This window comes from Pontibacillus sp. ABV4_188, assembly GCF_056311905.1.
In genome coordinates this window covers 3,494,405-3,511,641 of sequence record NZ_CM149975.1, presented here as the reverse complement: position 1 = coordinate 3,511,641, position 17,237 = coordinate 3,494,405, and the positions used below count along the sequence as shown (strand labels likewise).

Sequence of the window (17,237 nt, the reverse complement as noted above, 5' to 3'; positions counted from 1 at the left end):
GGCTTCCTTTTAAGGAAGCCGGTTTTTGAATTAGCGGATGTTTACTTTCATGCCGCCTTTTGTGTCGTTGATTGGAGTTTTGTCTTCGATGTCTTCGTTGTAGAGGTGGCACGCCACGTAGTGGTTCTTCGTGACTTGTTGCCATTTTGGTACGATTTCAGCGCAAGCTTCCATGGCCATTGGGCAACGGGTACGGAACACGCAGCCGCTTGGCGGATTAATGGGGCTTGGCAGTTCACCTTCTATAACGATCTGCTCTCGTTCGTCCTCGATATCAGGGTCCGGTATCGGGACAGCGGAGAGGAGGGCTTTCGTGTATGGGTGAAGCGGGTTTTTATAAAGTTCCTCAGCATCTGTTAGTTCTACCATATTGCCGAGGTACATGACGCCGATGCGGTCGGAAATGTGCTGAACCATCGACAGGTCATGGGCAATAAAGAGATACGTTAATCCTTTTTCTTTTTGAAGCTTTTCTAGTAGATTCACCACCTGCGCCTGAACGGAAACATCAAGTGCTGAAATGGGTTCGTCGGCGATAATAATTTCAGGGTCTAGTGCAAGCGCTCGTGCGATACCAATTCGCTGTCGTTGTCCTCCGCTAAATTCATGAGGGTATCGGTTGGCGTGATCGCGTGTTAAGCCGACCTCTTCAAGAAGCTCATAGATGCGCTTCATTTTTTCCTTCTGATCTTTATAAATACCGTGAACTTCTAGTGGTTCTGCGATAATTTCAGCGACTGTTGAACGGGGATTTAAAGACGCATACGGATCCTGGAAGATCATTTGCATGTTACGCTTAAGTTCAAATTCTTCTTTACCTTGCAGTTCATGAACGTTTTTCCCATTATAGAGAACTTCGCCGTCCGTACTATTATACAGCCCCATAATGGTTCGTCCCGCCGTTGATTTCCCGCAACCTGATTCTCCAACAAGGCCAAATGTTTCTCCGTTGTAGATGTCAAAACTAATACCATCTACCGCTTTCAGTACTTGTCCGCGGCCAAGATCAAAGTGCTTTTTAATATCTTTTACTTGTAAGATTGCTTCGTTTTTCATACGTTTTCCTCTTTCTCCTCCCAATAGCGGCGCGCGCTGCACAGTTCTTTTTCATAGATCGTGTCTTTAAGATCAATGATCTCAATGTTTTTGCCTGTGTTAGGGGAGTGAAGCATTTTGCCATCTCCGTAGTAAAGGCCAACGTGGTGTAACTTTCCTTTGCCATCATCATAGGCAAAGAACAGCAAGTCACCCGGCTGTAAGTGATCAAGGTCGACTTTTTTGCCACTTTCGGCTTGATCATGTGCGTCACGAGGGATTTCGTACCCTTGCGCTTTGTGCATATTGTAGGTGAAGCCTGAACAGTCATAACCAAACGAACTCATGCCACCCCAGAAGTACGGAAGATCGACAAATACCTCGCCAGATTTCAAGATATCTTCACCTGTCCCTTTTGGAATGTCTTCAAGCGAAGGGTAGACGGCGACTTCATCAACAGAGAAATAACCACCTCCGTGTGGACTTAAAACGCCAACGAAATCTTTTTCTTTTGTTTGAACCGGAAGTGTCGTTAAATAACTCACATCGAGGAATGGTTCTTTATATGGATCGTATAACGTGGCTTGTCTTGTTTTCACAACGGCTACTCCATTACCTGTCCATGACTCACTTGGGAGTTCTCTTAATTGGGTGAGAGGGACCCAACCAGGGTAGCCCCGCTCATCTTTTCTAGAGGGTTGGGTTGGAACGATAATGTGTGCCCATTCTCCTTGGATATCTACTAATAAAACTTCTTCGCCATATAAAAGCTGGGATTGAATTAAGTTTTCGTCACTTAAGGCAAGCCTTGGCTCGTACGTTAAACTGGTGTGCCACTGTTGTAGGTCTATTGGGTTTGAAATGCCTGGTGCATCAATTTCTCGTGGGGATTCTGGGGATGTCCAAACTGTTGCTACGGGTACTTGGACGACCCATGTTGTACTCGTTACTGTCTCTTGACTCATTTGGATTGCCTCCTTCTGGGGTTAGGAAAGAACTTGATCAAGGGGTACGGATGTGATGCCAAGACCAGCGCCTTCTGAAAATGTTATATGACGACCGTTATACGTTACGCCGCCTTCGATTGAATCGTTCAAAAGCATGAGTGGCGCATCAAAGTCTACGAAATGAACATTCTTTTGGCTCGCAGCAAAATGAGCTGCAGCTGTAATGCCAATCTTCGTTTCAATCATGCTACCAACCATACAAGGAACGCCGTAACTTTCTGCTAGTTTGTTTATCTGCATGGCCTGGTGAATGCCGCCTGATTTCATGAGTTTTATATTAATAAGATCAGCGCTTCTCGTCTCTAGCACTTGTTTTGCCTGATGAGGGGAGAATACGCTCTCATCAGCCATGATGGGTGTTTGAGTCCCATCAGTTACTTTTTTTAGCCCTTCGATATCGTGTGCTTTTACAGGCTGCTCAACAAGCTCTATTCTTAAGTCTAACTCTTCCATTCGCTGAATCGCATAAATCGCTTCTTTAACCGTCCATCCTTGATTGGCATCAAGGCGAATGGTTGGTTCATGACCGATCTTGTCTCGAATCTTTCTGATACGCTCGATATCTTTTTCAATTTCATCTTTGCCCACTTTAACCTTTAGAACGTTAAAGCCATCTTGAATATATTGCGTGGCATCAGCAGCCATTTCCTCCGGGTCATTCACGCTAACTGTATAGTCTGTCTCAAGTTCTGATTTGTATCCACCGAGCAACTGATAAAGGGGGAGTCCACAAACTTGAGCGAAGCAGTCATAGAGCGCCATATCAACAGCGGCTTTTGCACTCGTATTGCCAACCATAGAATGAGCAAGGGATTCGAATAGCGCTTCTCTGTTCAGGAGTGATTTCTCAAGAAGTAAAGGTTTTATAATATGACTAATGGCATAATCAATGCTTGCGATACTCTCGCCCGTAATAACATGCGTTGGTGGTGCTTCCCCCCACCCGATGATTCCATTATCGCACGTTACTTTCACGTATATACTTTCTGCAACCGTTACTGTTCGAAGGGCAGTCTTAAACGGCTTCTTCAGTGGTTCAGCAACAGGATACGTTTCTATCGATTTGATCTGCACGTTGTTCATCCTCTCGAAGTGTTAGTACACACCTGGTTTAATAGTAAGGGTCTTATTCCGAGCAGACAGGGTCCCCTTTGTCCCAAGAGGGATTGCAAAATGGGGGAGGCAGTGTCCGATTTTAAATCCTGATAGAACAGGTTTGTTTAGATTAGCAAAATAAAAATGCAACACTTCATCTAAGGAGAGGGAGGCTTCTTTCTTCGGGTCTGATTCTGAAAAATCCCCTACAATGACTCCGGCAGCATCTTCAAATTTTCCTGCCTGTCTTAATTGGTTTAAAAAAGAGTCAATACGGTACGGCTCTTCACCAATATCCTCGATAAGTAACAGTTTCCCTTTTGTGTCAATCTCAAACGAAGTCCCGATGGAGGTAACGAGTAAAGAAAGGTTACCGCCGACGACTTCGCCTGATGCTTCTCCTTTTGAAATGATATGTAAAGGGGAGAAGGATTCGTCGTAGTTAAGGGTTTGAGGAGAGAAAAGTTGATCGAACATCGCTCTTGATTGGTCGTCGAAGGTATCCTTACCAATGTCAGATCCAAGCATGGGGCCGTGGAACGTTGTGAGCCCGGTTTGTTGCCTGATGGCTGTATGTAAAAATGTAATATCACTATATCCCCAAAAAATCTTTGGATTGTTTTGTATTAAATCATAATCAATGTAATCTGCAATACGGGCTGTTCCGTACCCTCCGCCTGCACAGATAATGCCATCAATGTTTGGGTCTTGAAAGAAATCATGCAGATCTTTTAAACGTTCTTCGTCTGTACCCGCTAAATGTCCGTATGTACGGGATACGTTTGGTCCTATCTTGACGTTTAGCCCTTTTTGTTCGAAAAAGGGGATTGCTTTATTCATATTGTCTAAGTTCGGAGGGCTGGCTGGTGCGATGACTCCAATGGTGTCGCCCTTTTTCAAGCGTTTCGGTATAAGCACGAGCGTTCTTCCTTCCTTATGTAGGGTGAAAAGAGGCTTGCCCGGAATGGGAGCCTCTTTTCGATCCAAGTATATTCATGTTTATGTGCGTTATTCTTTAGAAGCCCACTTCAGTTCTAAATAACCAACTGGGTGGCGGATAATATCTGATACGTTGTCTTTGTTAAGGAACACGTGGTTATAGAAGTGAACCGGGAAGATCGGCATTTCTTCAAACAAAATTTTCTCAGCTTCATACATAAGTTCAAATCGCTTCTCGTCGTTTGATTCGGATTTAGCGTCTGCAATCGTCTGGTCATACTGATCATTAGACCAGCCTGTACGGTTCATAACAGAGTCAGATGTGAAGCTTTCCAAGAAGTTAATCGGGTCACCGTAGTCTGCTAGGAATGAACTGCGAGATAGTTGGTGCTTCAAGTCTTTCTGGTCTTGAAGGAACACATTCCACTCTGTATTTTCAAGGCCAATTTCTACATCTAGAGCCGTCTTGAACTTTTGTTGAAGCGCCTCAGCGATCGCTTTATGTGATTCACTAGTGTTATACGTAAGGGTAACTTCAGGAAGCTCATCATAGCCTTCTTCTTTCATACCTTCTTCTAGTAGCTGTTTTGCTTTTTCTGGATCTGTTTCAAGCATGTTTCCGTTCTGTTCACGGAAGTCGTTACCAGACGGGTCTTGGAATCCGTAAGATACGAAGCCATAAGCTGGTTGCTCTTTATTCTTCGTGACATATTCAACAATTTCCTTCTGGTCTACAGCAAGAGCGAATGCTTTACGGATTTTTTCGTTCTGGAACGGTTCTTCTGTTACGTTAAAGCGATAGAAGTACGTACCAGCTTGTTCTGTAATAGAAACCGCGTCGCTATCAATTAATTGCTCAGACATTTCTGATGGAATCTCAGAAACATCAAGGTCACCACTTTCATATAGCTGGTATTCTGTATTCGTGTCGTCAACCATAGCGAAGTGAACTTGGTCTAGAGTAACGGTTTCAGCATCCCAGTAGTTTTCGTTTTTCTTAAGGAGCATGTCTTTATCTTTATTGTATTCAGCAAGGTTGAATGGACCGTTTCCTACGAACGTGTCAGCTTCAGCAAACCACTCAGGATTTTCTGTAGCAACACTTTCATTAATTGGGAAGAAGGCTGGGTTTGAAATCACATGAGTAAAGAAACCAGTTGGCGCTTCAAGCGTAACTTTTAATTCCTTTTCACTCACAGCTTCAACCATAACGTCTTCTTTTGAACCTTCTCCTTTGTTAAATGCTTCGCCACCTTTAATGAAGTAACCAAGGAAGGCTGCTGGAGAGGCTGTTTCAGGGTCTAGAAGGCGTTTCCAAGCAAACACGAAATCACCTGCAGTAACATCGTCACCATTGGACCATTTCGCGTTGTCGCGAATCATGAACGTGTAAACCGTACCGTCTTCAGAAACCTTCCAGTCCTCAGCTGTTGCAGCCTCTGGGGTGTGATCTTTACCAAGACGAGTAAGACCTTCCATTAAGTTGTTTAATACGTTCCAAGAAGCAGAGTCGAAACCTTTTGGAGGATCAAGGGATGTTGGGTTCTGTCCGTTGTTTAAATTGAGCGTTGTTACGTCATCGCCGCTTGCTTCCTCATTTGTTTCACTGCTGTTGTCTTCGCTTTCTGTTTCTGTCTCGTCACTGTCTCCATCACCAGAGCTGTCTGTTGCTGTACAAGCAGCCAGTGTAAAAGCAAATAGAACCGTGAGAAGAAGCATCAACCATTTCTTCATACTAATTTCCCCTTTCGAATTTTATGTAGCTATATATTTTTTTGCTCGTTCATCCTGAAGCCAGCAATCCACTTCTTGCGTCTCGCTAAGCTTCGTATGAACGGGGTACACGTTTTCACACACTTCCATGGCTTTTGGACACCGTGCTGTAAAAGGACACCCTTTTGGGGGCGAGAATAGGTCTGGTGGTGTACCGTTGATTGGAATCAATTGATCACCGCGCTGATCAAGACGAGGTACTGAGTTTAATAATCCTTTTGTATAGGGATGCTGCGGATTATAAAAGATTTCTCTTCTGGTACCGACTTCAATGACTTTACCAGCATACATAACGGCGATTCGGTCAGCGATTTTGGCAACAACCCCAAGGTCATGGGTAATTAATATAATGGAAACGCCCGTTTGTTCCTGAATTTTATTAAAAAGCTGGAGGATTTGGGCCTGGATCGTAACATCGAGAGCTGTAGTCGGTTCGTCTGCAATTAATAGCTCTGGCTCACAAATTAGCGCCATGGCAATCACAATACGTTGCCTCATACCACCACTAAATTGGTGCGGGTGTTGCTTCATTCGTTCTTTAGGGTTTGGAATGCCAACTAAATTCAGCATCTCAATAGCTTGTTCGTTCGCATCATTTGAAGAGATTTTTTTGTGTTGCTTTAGTCCTTCAGTGAGCTGATCCCCGACTGTTAGGGTTGGGTTAAGGGCGGTCATAGGGTCTTGGAAAATCATCGAGATGTCTACGCCGCGAATTTTTCTGATGTCTTTATTGGACATCTTGGTCAGGTCCTGATCCTTAAAGTGAATCGATCCTTTTGTGATTTTCCCGGGTGGGGAAGGAATGAGCTTCATGATGCTGCTAGCCGTTACGCTTTTCCCGCACCCTGATTCTCCAACGATGGCGAGTGTTTCGCCTTTATGAAGGTCCAAGTTGACACCGCGAACGGCTTGGACTTCACCTCCATAGGTCGTAAACGAAACGTGGAGGTCTTTGATATCGAGTATTTTTTCCACTTGAGGTTACCTCCTTAACTTCGGATCGAGTGCGTCCTGTAATCCGTCACCTAGTACGTTGAACGCAAACATTGTGGCTGAAATAAAGAATGCTGGGAAGAAAAGTCGCCACCAATCTCCTGATAAAATTACCCCTAATGCATCGTTTGCCATAACACCCCAACTTGCGAATGGGGACTGAATACCAAGGCCTAAGAAACTAAGGAAGGCTTCTGCGAAAATGGCTGTTGGAACGGTAAGGGTCATTTGAACAATGATTGGTCCCATCGTATTAGGGAGTAAGTTTTTTCGGATAATACGGCTCGTCTTTGTTCCAAACGATTGCGAGGCGAGTACGAATTCATTTTGTTTGATTTGTAGTACTTGTCCTCGGACAATTCGGGCCATTCCGACCCATCCTGTTACGGTTAGGGCGACAATGATGGTAAATAAACTTGGGCCTAATACGACTAGTAGTAAAATGACAACGAGTAGGTAAGGGAGGCCGTACAAGATTTCAATGATACGCATCATTACGTTGTCCGTGCGCCCGCCTTTGTAGCCGGCGATTCCTCCGTATGTAACTCCAATAAAGAAGTCTATGATAGCAGCCATAAGGCCTACAAATAAGGAAATGCGTGCCCCGTACCATGTTCTTGTAAATACGTCGCGACCCAGGTTATCGGTTCCGAACCAGTGATCAGCGGATGGGGGAAGATTTTGTTCTGGTAAATTCCCCTGACTTACTGTGTAAGGGGATAAAATCGGCCCAAAAATCGCCATAAGGCCAAGTATTATTAGAAAAACAAGTCCTGCCATAGCGAGCGTGTTTCCCCTCAGGCGTCGCCATGCGTCTTGCCAATAGGAAAGTGAAGGGCGGACCACGGTCTCAGCGCTCTGGTCATCTTTCTCTTTCGGTTTGAACCATTCATCTGGAATTTCCGACGAGGTGGAGGGTGTTTGTTGGTCTTTGGTTTCTTTCGATTCTGTGAGCACCCTATTCTCCTCCTTTTTTATGCAATTTGATACGTGGGTCTAGCACGCCGTACATGATATCGACTAGGAATAACATCATCACAAGAAATGTACTGTAAAAGACGGTTGTACCCATGATGACAGGATAGTCGCGCTGATTGATGCCCTGGACGAAATATTTCCCCATGCCAGGGATAGCGAAGATTTTTTCAATAACGAATGTCCCTGTTAAGATCCCGGCGAGTAAGGTTCCAAGAATTGTTACGACAGGCATTAGCGCATTTCGAAGCGCATGCTTGACGACAATTTTAAATGGAGATAATCCTTTGGCTCGTGCTGTTTTTATGTAGTCTTGAGTCAATGTTTCGAGCATACTTGAACGGGTTAGCCTTGCAATGATGGCCATCGGTCCTGTTGCGAGCGCGATAATAGGCAAAATCATATGCTGTGGACTATTCCAGGTGGCAGCTGGTAGCAGCTTAAAGTCTACTGCAATGACCTGGATTACAAGCGTTGCTAATACAAAGTTCGGTATGGAAATCCCGAGGACTGCTATGGTCATAGCGGTATAATCAATTAATTTGTTATGCCGCAGTGCAGCAATGACGCCTAAAGTGATTCCTGATATGAGTGCTACAAGGATGGTCCATATTCCGAGTTCGGCAGATATGGGGAACCCTCGCCCAAGCAAGGAGTTTACCGTTTCAGTTGGTTGTTTAATAGATGGTCCGAAATCAAAAGTAATGATGGATTTAAGGTAGAGTACATATTGAACTGGGAGAGGTTTGTCTAGGTTGAAGTGTTTCTCTAAGTTTTGTTGAACCACTGCATTGCTCGTTTTCTCTTCATTAAATGGTGATCCTGGTATGGCGTTCATGAGAAAGAAAGTTAAGGTTGCGATGATAAAAATCGTTAGAATCATGAGGAAAAAACGTTTCACAATGTACTTGAGCATAGTTATTTTCCTCCTAACGGAATTTGGTTTGCATCGCAAGTTCTGTCATGACAAGCATAGCTTGATAGGCTTCAAGCATGTCTTTCGCTTGAAACTTCACGGTCGTTGAATCTGGTTCAAGTTCTGTACCAGGCATTAAATTCGCCCACTCAGCTTCTCCGTAGTTGGTGAACTCAATTCGTAATATAGGTTGCTTAGGTGGAACGAGTGGTTCTACGTTGTGACGGTTTTGAAGTGCTTCAGCTGTCTTTTGTTGAAGGAGCTCGCCTGCTTTTTTAGGTGTTAGGCTCTTTACAGAAGAGCGTGAGATCGTTTCTTTCACTGGAGCAGTTGTTATGTTTGGAATAAGAGCCTCTGCTTCCTGAGCGGCCTGGTCATCGCCCGCTACCATGAGAACGGGAACGCCGTAATAGCCTGCTAGATATGCGTTCAGCCCAAGTTCGCCTACGGCAACATCGTTTATGTAGAAATTACGTACTCCAAAGATCATGGAATGAGACATTACCCCTTTTTGCGCAGCTCTGGCGTGGTAACCTACAAACATGGCACCTTCATAGGACTCATCAAGACCTTGCATCATCGAGAACGGTTTTACGTCTCCTGTGATAAGCTGGGCCTCAGGGTGCAGTTCTTCAATGAGAAGGTTGTCCATTTTGGAGTGACTGTCATTAACGAGTACTTCTTTTGCATTCTTGTTGAACGCTGACTGAATGACGTAATTTGTCTCTTCGGTCATAATTCTTCGTCCGCGCTCATAATTATGCTTTGCCGAGTCTATGTAAGTAATATTCGGCAAACCTGTGATTCCTTCCATATCCACTGATAGGTAGAGCTTCATAGGTGTAATCCCCCTCTAGTAATCTAGCATTAAGAATTTTATAAATTTTCGTATAATTTTATCAATATTTAGCAAAAAAGGCAAGCAAACACCTAGAATGGGAATATTTTTATGATTTAAAGGAGTGAAGGGTGCCAGGCACGCGGCAGTGCTTTAGAGTGGTGCAGGGTGCCAGACACCCTTCAGTGCGGTACAGAGTTGCAGGGTGCCTGGCACGCTGTGGTGCAGTGATAGATGAAAGCGCCCACTCCTTTGGGGGAGAGGGCGCTTTGGTTATGCGGGTTTTGTTAGGTTTTGTTTGGTGTCGCTTTTTTCTTTTTGCTTTCGGTAAAGGGTAGCGATAATAGGTCCTGAGATGTTGTGCCATACGCTAAAGATGGCGCTTGGTACTGCGGCAAGAGGGCTGAAGTGCGCAGCTGCTAGTGAGGCACCTAGGCCTGAATTTTGCATACCAACTTCGATAGACACAGCGCGTTGTTTAGATGGATCCATGCCCATCAGCCTGGCAATTCCGTAACCTACACCGTAACCGAGTACGTTGTGTAGAACGACAATCGCGAAGATCAGCGCTCCTGTTTCGGCTATTTTTTCCTGATTCACACTTACAACTGCTGCTACAATCGCAACAATAGCAACGACTGATACGATAGGCATTGTTTTAATGCCAGCTTCGCTCTTTTTACCTAGCGCGGTTTTTACGATAAGACCAAGAACAATTGGCACGATGACGATTTTTGCGATGGATAGGAATAAAGAGCCTGCTGATACTGGGAGCCACTGGCTTGCGAATAATAAGACAAGGACAGGAGTTAATAGTGGTGCTAATAAAGTAGAGACAGCTGTAATCGCCACAGATAGAGCAGTGTCCCCTTTTGATAAATAAGTCATGACGTTTGAGGATGTCCCACCAGGGCAACATCCAACAAGGATTACCCCTGCAGCTACTTCTGGAGAAACAGGAAGTAACATTGCTAGTGCAAAGGCAAGTAACGGCATGATGGTAAATTGAGCAACCACACCAGCTGCTACATCTTTAGGCCTCTTAAACACTTCGGCGAAGTCGGACTTCGAAAGCGTTAGCCCCATGCCGAACATAATAATTCCGAGAAGCGGTACTATGTAAGGAGCGATCCAAGTAAAGCCTCCAGGGAAAATAAATGATAAGACCGCGAATAATAGAACCCAAATGGCAAAAGAACTCCCCATAAAACTACTGATTTTCTCTAGCATCTTCATTCTGTTTCACTCCTCACAAATTGATAATAAGGGAATTCTACACCGACTGCCTTAAATTCGGAACCTTTTATTCATTCTTTTCTTAAAATTTTGTCATTTATCAGAGTAAAGGGTGCCAGGCACCGTTTAGTGCTTTAGAGCAGTAACGGGTGCCTGGCACCATCTAGTGCGGTGAAGTGATAAAGACTACCTTCAATGAGGGAAGAAATGATAGAATAAGTGAAATCTTATACAAAGGAAGGGATTCTGATGAAGTTTGTTACGTTTGAGTTAGATGGTTTCGTTAGGTGGGGCGTTGAAATTGATGGGCAAGTCTATTTTTCTAGTGAATGGACAGAGAAATACCCTAGCTTATTAGATGTTATTCGCTCTGCGGCTAAAATTGGTAGGGAAGAGGTATCAGATTGGGTGAGCGTGGGAAAAGAGGATGTACAAGTAAAGGCGCCTTATCTACCACCAAAAAATATTATTTGCGTAGGGAAGAATTATAAGGAACATGCGCTCGAAATGACGCAGCAAGACCCTGGCTCTATACCATCGGATCCTATTTTATTTACGAAACCAGCTACGTCAGTGATAGGATCTAGTGAAAATGTAGAGGCGCATGAGGAGGTTACAAGCCAGCTTGATTATGAGGGAGAGTTAGCTGTCATCATTGGCAAGCGAGGACGTGACATTGCCCAAGAAGAGGCGAAAGATTACATATTTGGTTACTCAATCGTAAACGATTTAACAGCTAGGGATCTTCAGAAGAAGCATAAACAGTTCTTTAAAGGGAAATCCCTTGATACTTCAGCTCCATTTGGACCTGTGATTGTAGCGGCCCAAGATATAGAAGATCCGCATCATTTATCTATAAAAACCTATATAAATGAAGAAATTCGTCAAGATGGAAACACAAAGGATATGATCTTCTCGATCGCTGAGCTCATTGAAATTATTTCAGCTGGCATGACTTTAGAGCCAGGGGATATCATTGCCACTGGAACGCCGAGTGGGGTGGGGAAAGGGATGAACCCACCACAATTCCTAAAGTCCGGTGACACAATGACTATAAGCATTGAAGGAATTGGAACGTTGGAAAACCAAGTTAGATAAAAAAATGGCACCCTTTAGTGGAATAAAGGGTGCCAGACACCATGTGGTTCTTTACAGTGATAAAGGGTGCCAGGCACTCTTTATCACTGTAAAGTCTTATTGTGCTGCTTCTTGTAGGGTTTCGTGTGCTTCGTCGATCACGTCGGATAGAGCGGTTGTCATATCGCGGTATTTCGAGGAGATGCTCGTACCGGATGTGCCATATTGAGCAGCTGCGTCTTTTTGAGAAATAGGCGTCCATTCATTTAGGTGAGAACGCAATGTATACTCAAGTGCGCCTGCATAGATTTCTGGTTTACGGATTGTTGGTTCTTGTCGTTTGCAGTATAGATACCAGAAGAATGTTGCTGTTTCTTCTTCCTCTTCAGTAATTTCTTTCATACCTTCTGACTTCAAGAATAGATCAAGAACTTCTTTTTGCTTTTCATCTTGCCAGCTAATACGTTCTGATGCGTCCACTGTATTATATAAACCTGCAGTTAGTTTAATCACTTCCGGGAAGGATTCTTTCAGTGCTTCAGGGTTAGCCTTAAATGTTTCTACATCCACTTCTGACATGAATTTATCTTCAAGCTGAGGCTGTACAATAAACGTAACAAGGAAGAATTCATAGTAATCACCCGTTAAGATCGGAAGGCCTAATACAAGGCTGTCCTCATCAGGAGTACTGTCTTCTTCGAATAAAACGCTATAGGTTTCGTTTGTGAACACGTCTGTTACTGTAGTTACTTCACTTGAAACAGGCTCTCCCACTTTGAATACAGAAGGTGGATTCTGCCCCCACGTGCTTAATAGCTCACGTGTCTTCTGGCGCTTTAGTTTATTCCCGTTTTTCTCTACATACCACTGAAGGGCTGTTTTCTCTTCCTTGATAGGGGAGTAGATCATTACCCAAGATAAGTAAAGGTTCGTAAGGGTTTCTTTCAAGTCCTCTACATCATCCATTTCAGCCTGGAAGTCAGCCATTAAAATCTGTAATTCTTTAGAGAACCGATCTACAGAAAACTGCATGATTTGATTTTGAACGGTATTCAATTCTTGGCGAATTAAGTTTGCATTTAGCTCATTTGCATTTTCTTTCCCGCAACATTTTTTATATTTTTTACCGCTGCCACATGTACATGGGTCATTTCGATTAATTTTCATGATGTATACCTCCGATGAATATTTCCTATATTTCCGTCATACCAAAACACTATTATAAAAGATGTAAACCCCTTCTGTCACCCCTTTCGCGTACTATAGTACCAAATGTAGTCATAAATGCTTTAGCGTGTTGTAGAATTGAAGGGTGTCTGGCACCATTTAGTGCTGTGAAGGAACAGAGTGTGCCAGACACCCTTTAGTCTGATGGTGTGGTAAAGTTATTGCAGAAATTGAAAAGGCAAGCCTTCTTGAGGCTTGCCTTTTCTGTGTTATTGGACGTTGATGGTTTTTTCTTTGTGGTCGTGCAGATCGTCTTTTTTGTAGTGAAGCTTGACGTGATAAGTACTGGCTTCATCGAATGTATAGGAGACATGGTATTCCCCGTCTTTTGGCTCAGTAGCATCAACATAATTGTGTTTCTCGCTGTCTTTTTTCCAAATCTCAAACTGCACTTCGGCACCTTCAAATGGCGCTTCGTCTTGCTGCAAATGACCTTTGATGGTTACTTCTTCGCCTGCTTTTACTGTTTGAGGAAGCATGATGTGGGCCATGACATTTGTTCCATGACCGTGACTATGCTCATGGCCGTCTGATTCTTCGCTTTCGTCATGATCATGCCCTTCTTCAGACTCTGCATGGGAATCTTCTCCCTCAGCATTTTCTTCTGTTTCATCTGGATTTACATCACCTACAACAATTTCTTTCTGAGGCATGTTATGCATACCGCGAGCGGTGACGTGTGAAATGACGTAGTATACTCCTGGTTCTTCTACCGTTTTCTCCAAGACATAGTTTCCGTTTTCGGTGAACTCGGCATCAACTTCTTCGTGTTCTTCGCCTTTTTTCCAGAATTCAAAGCGAACTTCTTCGGCGTCGTTTACTTCTTCATCACCGTAGGTAACGGCAGCTTGAATGGTGAACGGCTCTCCTGGTTCTACGTTTTCACTTGTTGGATCTGTGGTTAGATCTACGTTTAGCATCTTAATTTCTTCTTCTTCAGTGGAAGATTGGGTATCGTTGTCCCCGTTGCTTTCGCCCCCGCATGCTGCAAGAAGCAAGATGGAGAACGTAAGGAAAATAAGTCCAAAATGTCGTTTTCTCATATAAATACATCTCCTTAAAATAGTTATAAGATAGGCTTAATGGCAACTGCCCATTTTGACGTGTATCATTTGCAGTGCTTCATCAAATGAACACAGTTTGCCTCCAAATCCTTTTTGGAATTTAAAAGCATGTTCCTTTGTTTCAAATGGCAATACCTGAGGTTGGCAACATCGCAAGGGTAACTCGGAATCCACAATGTATGTAGCCTTAATGGCACTAATTGTAGTCTGAAGCAAAGTATCTTTGCAGAGTATTTGTGTTACCTCGTCTTGCGCATGTTCATATCTTAAAAGCCCGCAATGCATACAGCACGTTTTTTCCATTGGTCGATTTTTCATGAAGAGTTGTACGGATTGTTGTTGACCGTTATGTTTGTGACAGAACGAGCAGTAATTGGTGTCTGTATGGGATGACAACGGAGGAGCTAGTGCGAAACCATTTGAAGTTTTCACAACCTCTTTGCGATCAAGTAAAGGCTTCAAGTCACGGTAAATCGTCATCTCAGAAACTCCAAGCCTCGTGCTCATATCGCTAACCCTGAGTGATTCTTCTTTTTCTAACCACTCTTGAATTTTCTTCAGTCGATCAACAGGTAGCATAGCCATCCTCCTTCTTTAGCATCTACGTTAAATCATAGTCATATAAGAAATGAATTACAACCTACCTAATGATAAAAATTGTGACAAAATGATGATGTTTAACAAAGTTATCACATCTGCTGCTGTGACCTTGTAAAGCAATGAAGCGTGCCAGACACCCTTTAGCGCAATGCAGTAACAGAGCGTGCCAGACACCCTTTAGTTCAGTGCCGTAACAAAGGGTGTCTGGCACGCTTCAGTCTTTTAGTATCATAAAGTGTTTGTGTTTTTTTTACGTAGAGGAAGGATTTTTGTGTTTGGTTGGTTAATGTAGTTAGGTGTGAATAGAAGGGAGGTGAGAGTATGGGACGTAATAATCGAACGTGGCACCCTGGGGCGATGTATCATATAACGGCTAGGGGGAATCGAAAGCAGAAGGTATTCAGGGATGAGCGTGACCTTAACCAATATATGCGCTATGTGGCGGTGGCGAAGGAGTCGTATCCGTTTCACTTATATGCCTACTGTTTAATGAGCAATCATGTTCATCTTTTGGTTGAGCTAATAGATGTTCCGCCTGGTGTGATCATGCAGTCGATCCAAAGTAGATATGCCCGTTATTTTAATGATCGGCATGACGTAAGTGGTCATTTATTTCAAGGAAGGTACGGAGCAGAGTTTATCGACTCAATCTTTTACTTCCTCTTCTGCAGCCGCTACATCCATAGAAATCCTGTAGAGGCGAACCTCGTAAGTTCCCCTGAAGACTACCGATGGAGCAGCTATAATGCTTACATCACGCATCATAACCCCTATCAAATTAACACTTCTAAAACGCTAAAGTATTTCCAAACCCCGCATTTGACTTATCATCAGTATGTAACACACAAGTCATCCAAAACCCTTTAGTATAGTAAAGCGTGCCAGACACCCTTTAGTGCGTAGCAGTGGAAAATTCCCCAGCTTTTGCCTAGTTTTGGTTTATGGGGGGAGGGGAATGAAACACAATAGGTAAAAAAGGAGGTAGAGGTATGGTTCAACATTCTGATGAACGTATTAAAGATACAAAAAAATATTTACGCAAGCAGACGTTGCATACGATTTTGGAGCAGTTTGATGGCTACTTAATGAATTTGAGTAAAACGGATCGTAAGGCGAAGTATAACAAGATGAAGCAGGATCCTTATAGCTTTTTCAGAGGTAGTGCGTACTTGTTTTACTATGATGTAACAAACATTCCGTTTAGCTATCACACGCCTGATGATAAGCCTACGTGGATTATGGGGGACCTTCATTTTGACAATTTTAGTGCTTTCCAAAATGAGAGCGGTGAAATAGTTTTTGATGTAGATGATTTTGACGAAGGGTACCTTGGCTCCTACCTCTACGATGTATTACGCATGGTGGTCAGTATCCGGTTGTTTGCTGAACAGCAAGGCTTCGACAAGGATTCTCAAGATGATTTCGTGGAAAAATACTTGAAAGCTTATTACAAACAGATGAATAAGTTCGTAAAAGGGGATGAAGATCCTGTTACGACTCGTTTCACTGTAGATCATACGAAAGGGCCGATCAAGAAGGCTCTAAAGAAGCTTGAGGAGCGACAGGCTACGCATGAATTAGATAAACAGACAACATTTGATGCTGAGGGAAATCGTGTTTTCGACCGAGAAAAAACGAAACTCGATTCTGTTTCTAATAATGAATATAAAGAAATTGTGAAGATATGGAATATGTACTTGGAGAGTTTGGCAGAAGAGAGCTTTCAGAGTAATGAACACTATGAGATTAAAGATATCGTGAAGAAGAAGGGCGCAGGCATTGGCTCAACTGGATTGAAGCGTTTCTATATTTTGATTGAAGGCCATCATGATGATGAGCATCATGATGACATTATTTTAGAGGCAAAAGAAGCGCGTGCGCCGATTCCAGCATATTTCTTCCCTTATGACGAGGATTTCTGGCAATCCAATAAACAGCAAGGGAAGCGGGTCATTACAACCCAACAAGCGATGCATCACATGTCTGACCCTTATTTAGGTTACTTTACGATGCAAAACCGGGACTTTTATGTGCGTGAGCGCTCCCCTTATGAGAAAGATTTGAAGGAGAAGCACTTACAAGAGCATAAAGAAGTAAAGAGAACGGTTAAAACAATGGGTAAAATTTCAGCAAAAATTCACGCTCGAGCAGATACGGATCTCGAGCATGGATTTTTAGATTATCACAGTGAAAAAGCTATCATGAACGCAATCGGTGAAGATTTTGATGGCTTTGCTAAAGAACTCAACATTTGGTCTGAGTTTTACAAAAACCGTGTCTACGATGACTTTGAATACTTCAAAGAATGGTTAGACGAATACTTCTATAAAAAATAAAACAAAAGGCCTGTCGCACTCATTATTGAGAGCGGCAGGCCTTTTCTAATGCACCGTAATGAAGGGTGCCAGGCACCATGCATTGCTTTAGAGCACTGAAGGGTGCCAGGCACCATGCATTGCTTT

General features: G+C 43.3%; 16 protein-coding genes. 3 read left to right on the top strand and 13 right to left on the bottom strand.

The genetic code is table 11. The annotated features are described in order from the left end of the window. Positions 1–30: 30 nt before the first annotated feature. From ACYX4O_RS17855 to ACYX4O_RS17810, 10 genes are all read right to left on the bottom strand, one after another. Positions 31–1,056: an ABC transporter ATP-binding protein gene (locus tag ACYX4O_RS17855; protein ID WP_476352783.1), complete on the bottom strand. Its 1,026-nt coding sequence runs from the start codon at positions 1,054–1,056 to the stop codon at positions 31–33. Then, positions 1,053–2,000 carry a C40 family peptidase gene (locus tag ACYX4O_RS17850; RefSeq protein WP_476352781.1) on the bottom strand — a complete coding sequence of 316 codons (948 nt, stop codon included), beginning with the start codon at positions 1,998–2,000 and terminating at the stop codon, positions 1,053–1,055. Before ACYX4O_RS17850 ends, ACYX4O_RS17855 begins: the two co-directional genes overlap by 4 nt. A 21-nt stretch (positions 2,001–2,021) precedes the next feature. Continuing rightward, positions 2,022–3,116, bottom strand: coding sequence for a mandelate racemase/muconate lactonizing enzyme family protein (locus ACYX4O_RS17845; RefSeq protein ID WP_476352779.1), 1,095 nt, complete (start codon positions 3,114–3,116; stop codon positions 2,022–2,024). Positions 3,117–3,137: 21 nt separating this feature from the next. Continuing rightward, the gene (locus ACYX4O_RS17840; protein ID WP_476352777.1) at positions 3,138–4,055 is read right to left on the bottom strand and encodes a S66 peptidase family protein; all 918 of its coding nucleotides are present in this window, start codon (positions 4,053–4,055) and stop codon (positions 3,138–3,140) included. A 90-nt stretch (positions 4,056–4,145) separates the two neighbouring features. Beyond that, positions 4,146–5,810, bottom strand: coding sequence for a peptide ABC transporter substrate-binding protein (locus ACYX4O_RS17835; RefSeq protein ID WP_476352776.1), 1,665 nt, complete (start codon positions 5,808–5,810; stop codon positions 4,146–4,148). A gap of 21 nt (positions 5,811–5,831) precedes the next feature. Then, a complete protein-coding gene (locus ACYX4O_RS17830) occupies positions 5,832–6,824 on the bottom strand; it encodes an ABC transporter ATP-binding protein (protein WP_476352774.1) in 993 nt (330 codons plus the stop codon). Between the two features lie 6 nt (positions 6,825–6,830). Continuing rightward, entirely contained in the window at positions 6,831–7,799 is a 969-nt protein-coding gene (locus ACYX4O_RS17825) for an ABC transporter permease (RefSeq protein WP_476352772.1), read from the bottom strand. A 1-nt stretch (position 7,800) separates the two neighbouring features. Further along, positions 7,801–8,733, bottom strand: coding sequence for an ABC transporter permease (locus ACYX4O_RS17820; RefSeq protein WP_476352770.1), 933 nt, complete (start codon positions 8,731–8,733; stop codon positions 7,801–7,803). 13 nt (positions 8,734–8,746) lie between these two features. After that, positions 8,747–9,571 (bottom strand): M55 family metallopeptidase, encoded by an 825-nt coding sequence (locus ACYX4O_RS17815; RefSeq protein WP_476352768.1) that lies wholly within the window; start codon positions 9,569–9,571, stop codon positions 8,747–8,749. A 273-nt stretch (positions 9,572–9,844) separates the two neighbouring features. Continuing rightward, the gene (locus ACYX4O_RS17810; RefSeq protein WP_476352766.1) at positions 9,845–10,807 is read right to left on the bottom strand and encodes a bile acid:sodium symporter family protein; all 963 of its coding nucleotides are present in this window, start codon (positions 10,805–10,807) and stop codon (positions 9,845–9,847) included. A 249-nt stretch (positions 10,808–11,056) separates the two neighbouring features. Here ACYX4O_RS17810 and ACYX4O_RS17805 point away from each other — a divergent pair, with 249 nt between their 5' ends. Next, positions 11,057–11,905 carry a fumarylacetoacetate hydrolase family protein gene (locus tag ACYX4O_RS17805; RefSeq protein ID WP_476352764.1) on the top strand — a complete coding sequence of 283 codons (849 nt, stop codon included), beginning with the start codon at positions 11,057–11,059 and terminating at the stop codon, positions 11,903–11,905. A 96-nt stretch (positions 11,906–12,001) separates the two neighbouring features. Here the strand turns inward: ACYX4O_RS17805 and ACYX4O_RS17800 are convergent, their stop codons facing one another. From ACYX4O_RS17800 to ACYX4O_RS17790, 3 genes are all read right to left on the bottom strand, one after another. Next, complete coding sequence (locus ACYX4O_RS17800) at positions 12,002–13,051, bottom strand: SEC-C metal-binding domain-containing protein (RefSeq protein ID WP_476352762.1); 1,050 nt, start codon at positions 13,049–13,051, stop codon at positions 12,002–12,004. 269 nt (positions 13,052–13,320) lie between these two features. Continuing rightward, the gene (locus ACYX4O_RS17795) at positions 13,321–14,154 is read right to left on the bottom strand and encodes a FixH family protein (RefSeq protein ID WP_476352760.1); all 834 of its coding nucleotides are present in this window, start codon (positions 14,152–14,154) and stop codon (positions 13,321–13,323) included. A gap of 36 nt (positions 14,155–14,190) precedes the next feature. After that, a complete protein-coding gene (locus tag ACYX4O_RS17790; protein ID WP_476352758.1) occupies positions 14,191–14,754 on the bottom strand; it encodes a DeoR family transcriptional regulator in 564 nt (187 codons plus the stop codon). 342 nt (positions 14,755–15,096) lie between these two features. Between ACYX4O_RS17790 and ACYX4O_RS17785 the strand changes: the two genes are divergently transcribed. Together ACYX4O_RS17785 and ACYX4O_RS17780 are read left to right on the top strand one after the other, a co-directional pair. Continuing rightward, positions 15,097–15,642 (top strand): transposase, encoded by a 546-nt coding sequence (locus tag ACYX4O_RS17785; RefSeq protein WP_476352756.1) that lies wholly within the window; start codon positions 15,097–15,099, stop codon positions 15,640–15,642. Between the two features lie 122 nt (positions 15,643–15,764). After that, a complete protein-coding gene (locus tag ACYX4O_RS17780; RefSeq protein ID WP_476352754.1) occupies positions 15,765–17,111 on the top strand; it encodes a DUF2252 domain-containing protein in 1,347 nt (448 codons plus the stop codon). The last annotated feature ends 126 nt before the right edge of the window (positions 17,112–17,237 follow it).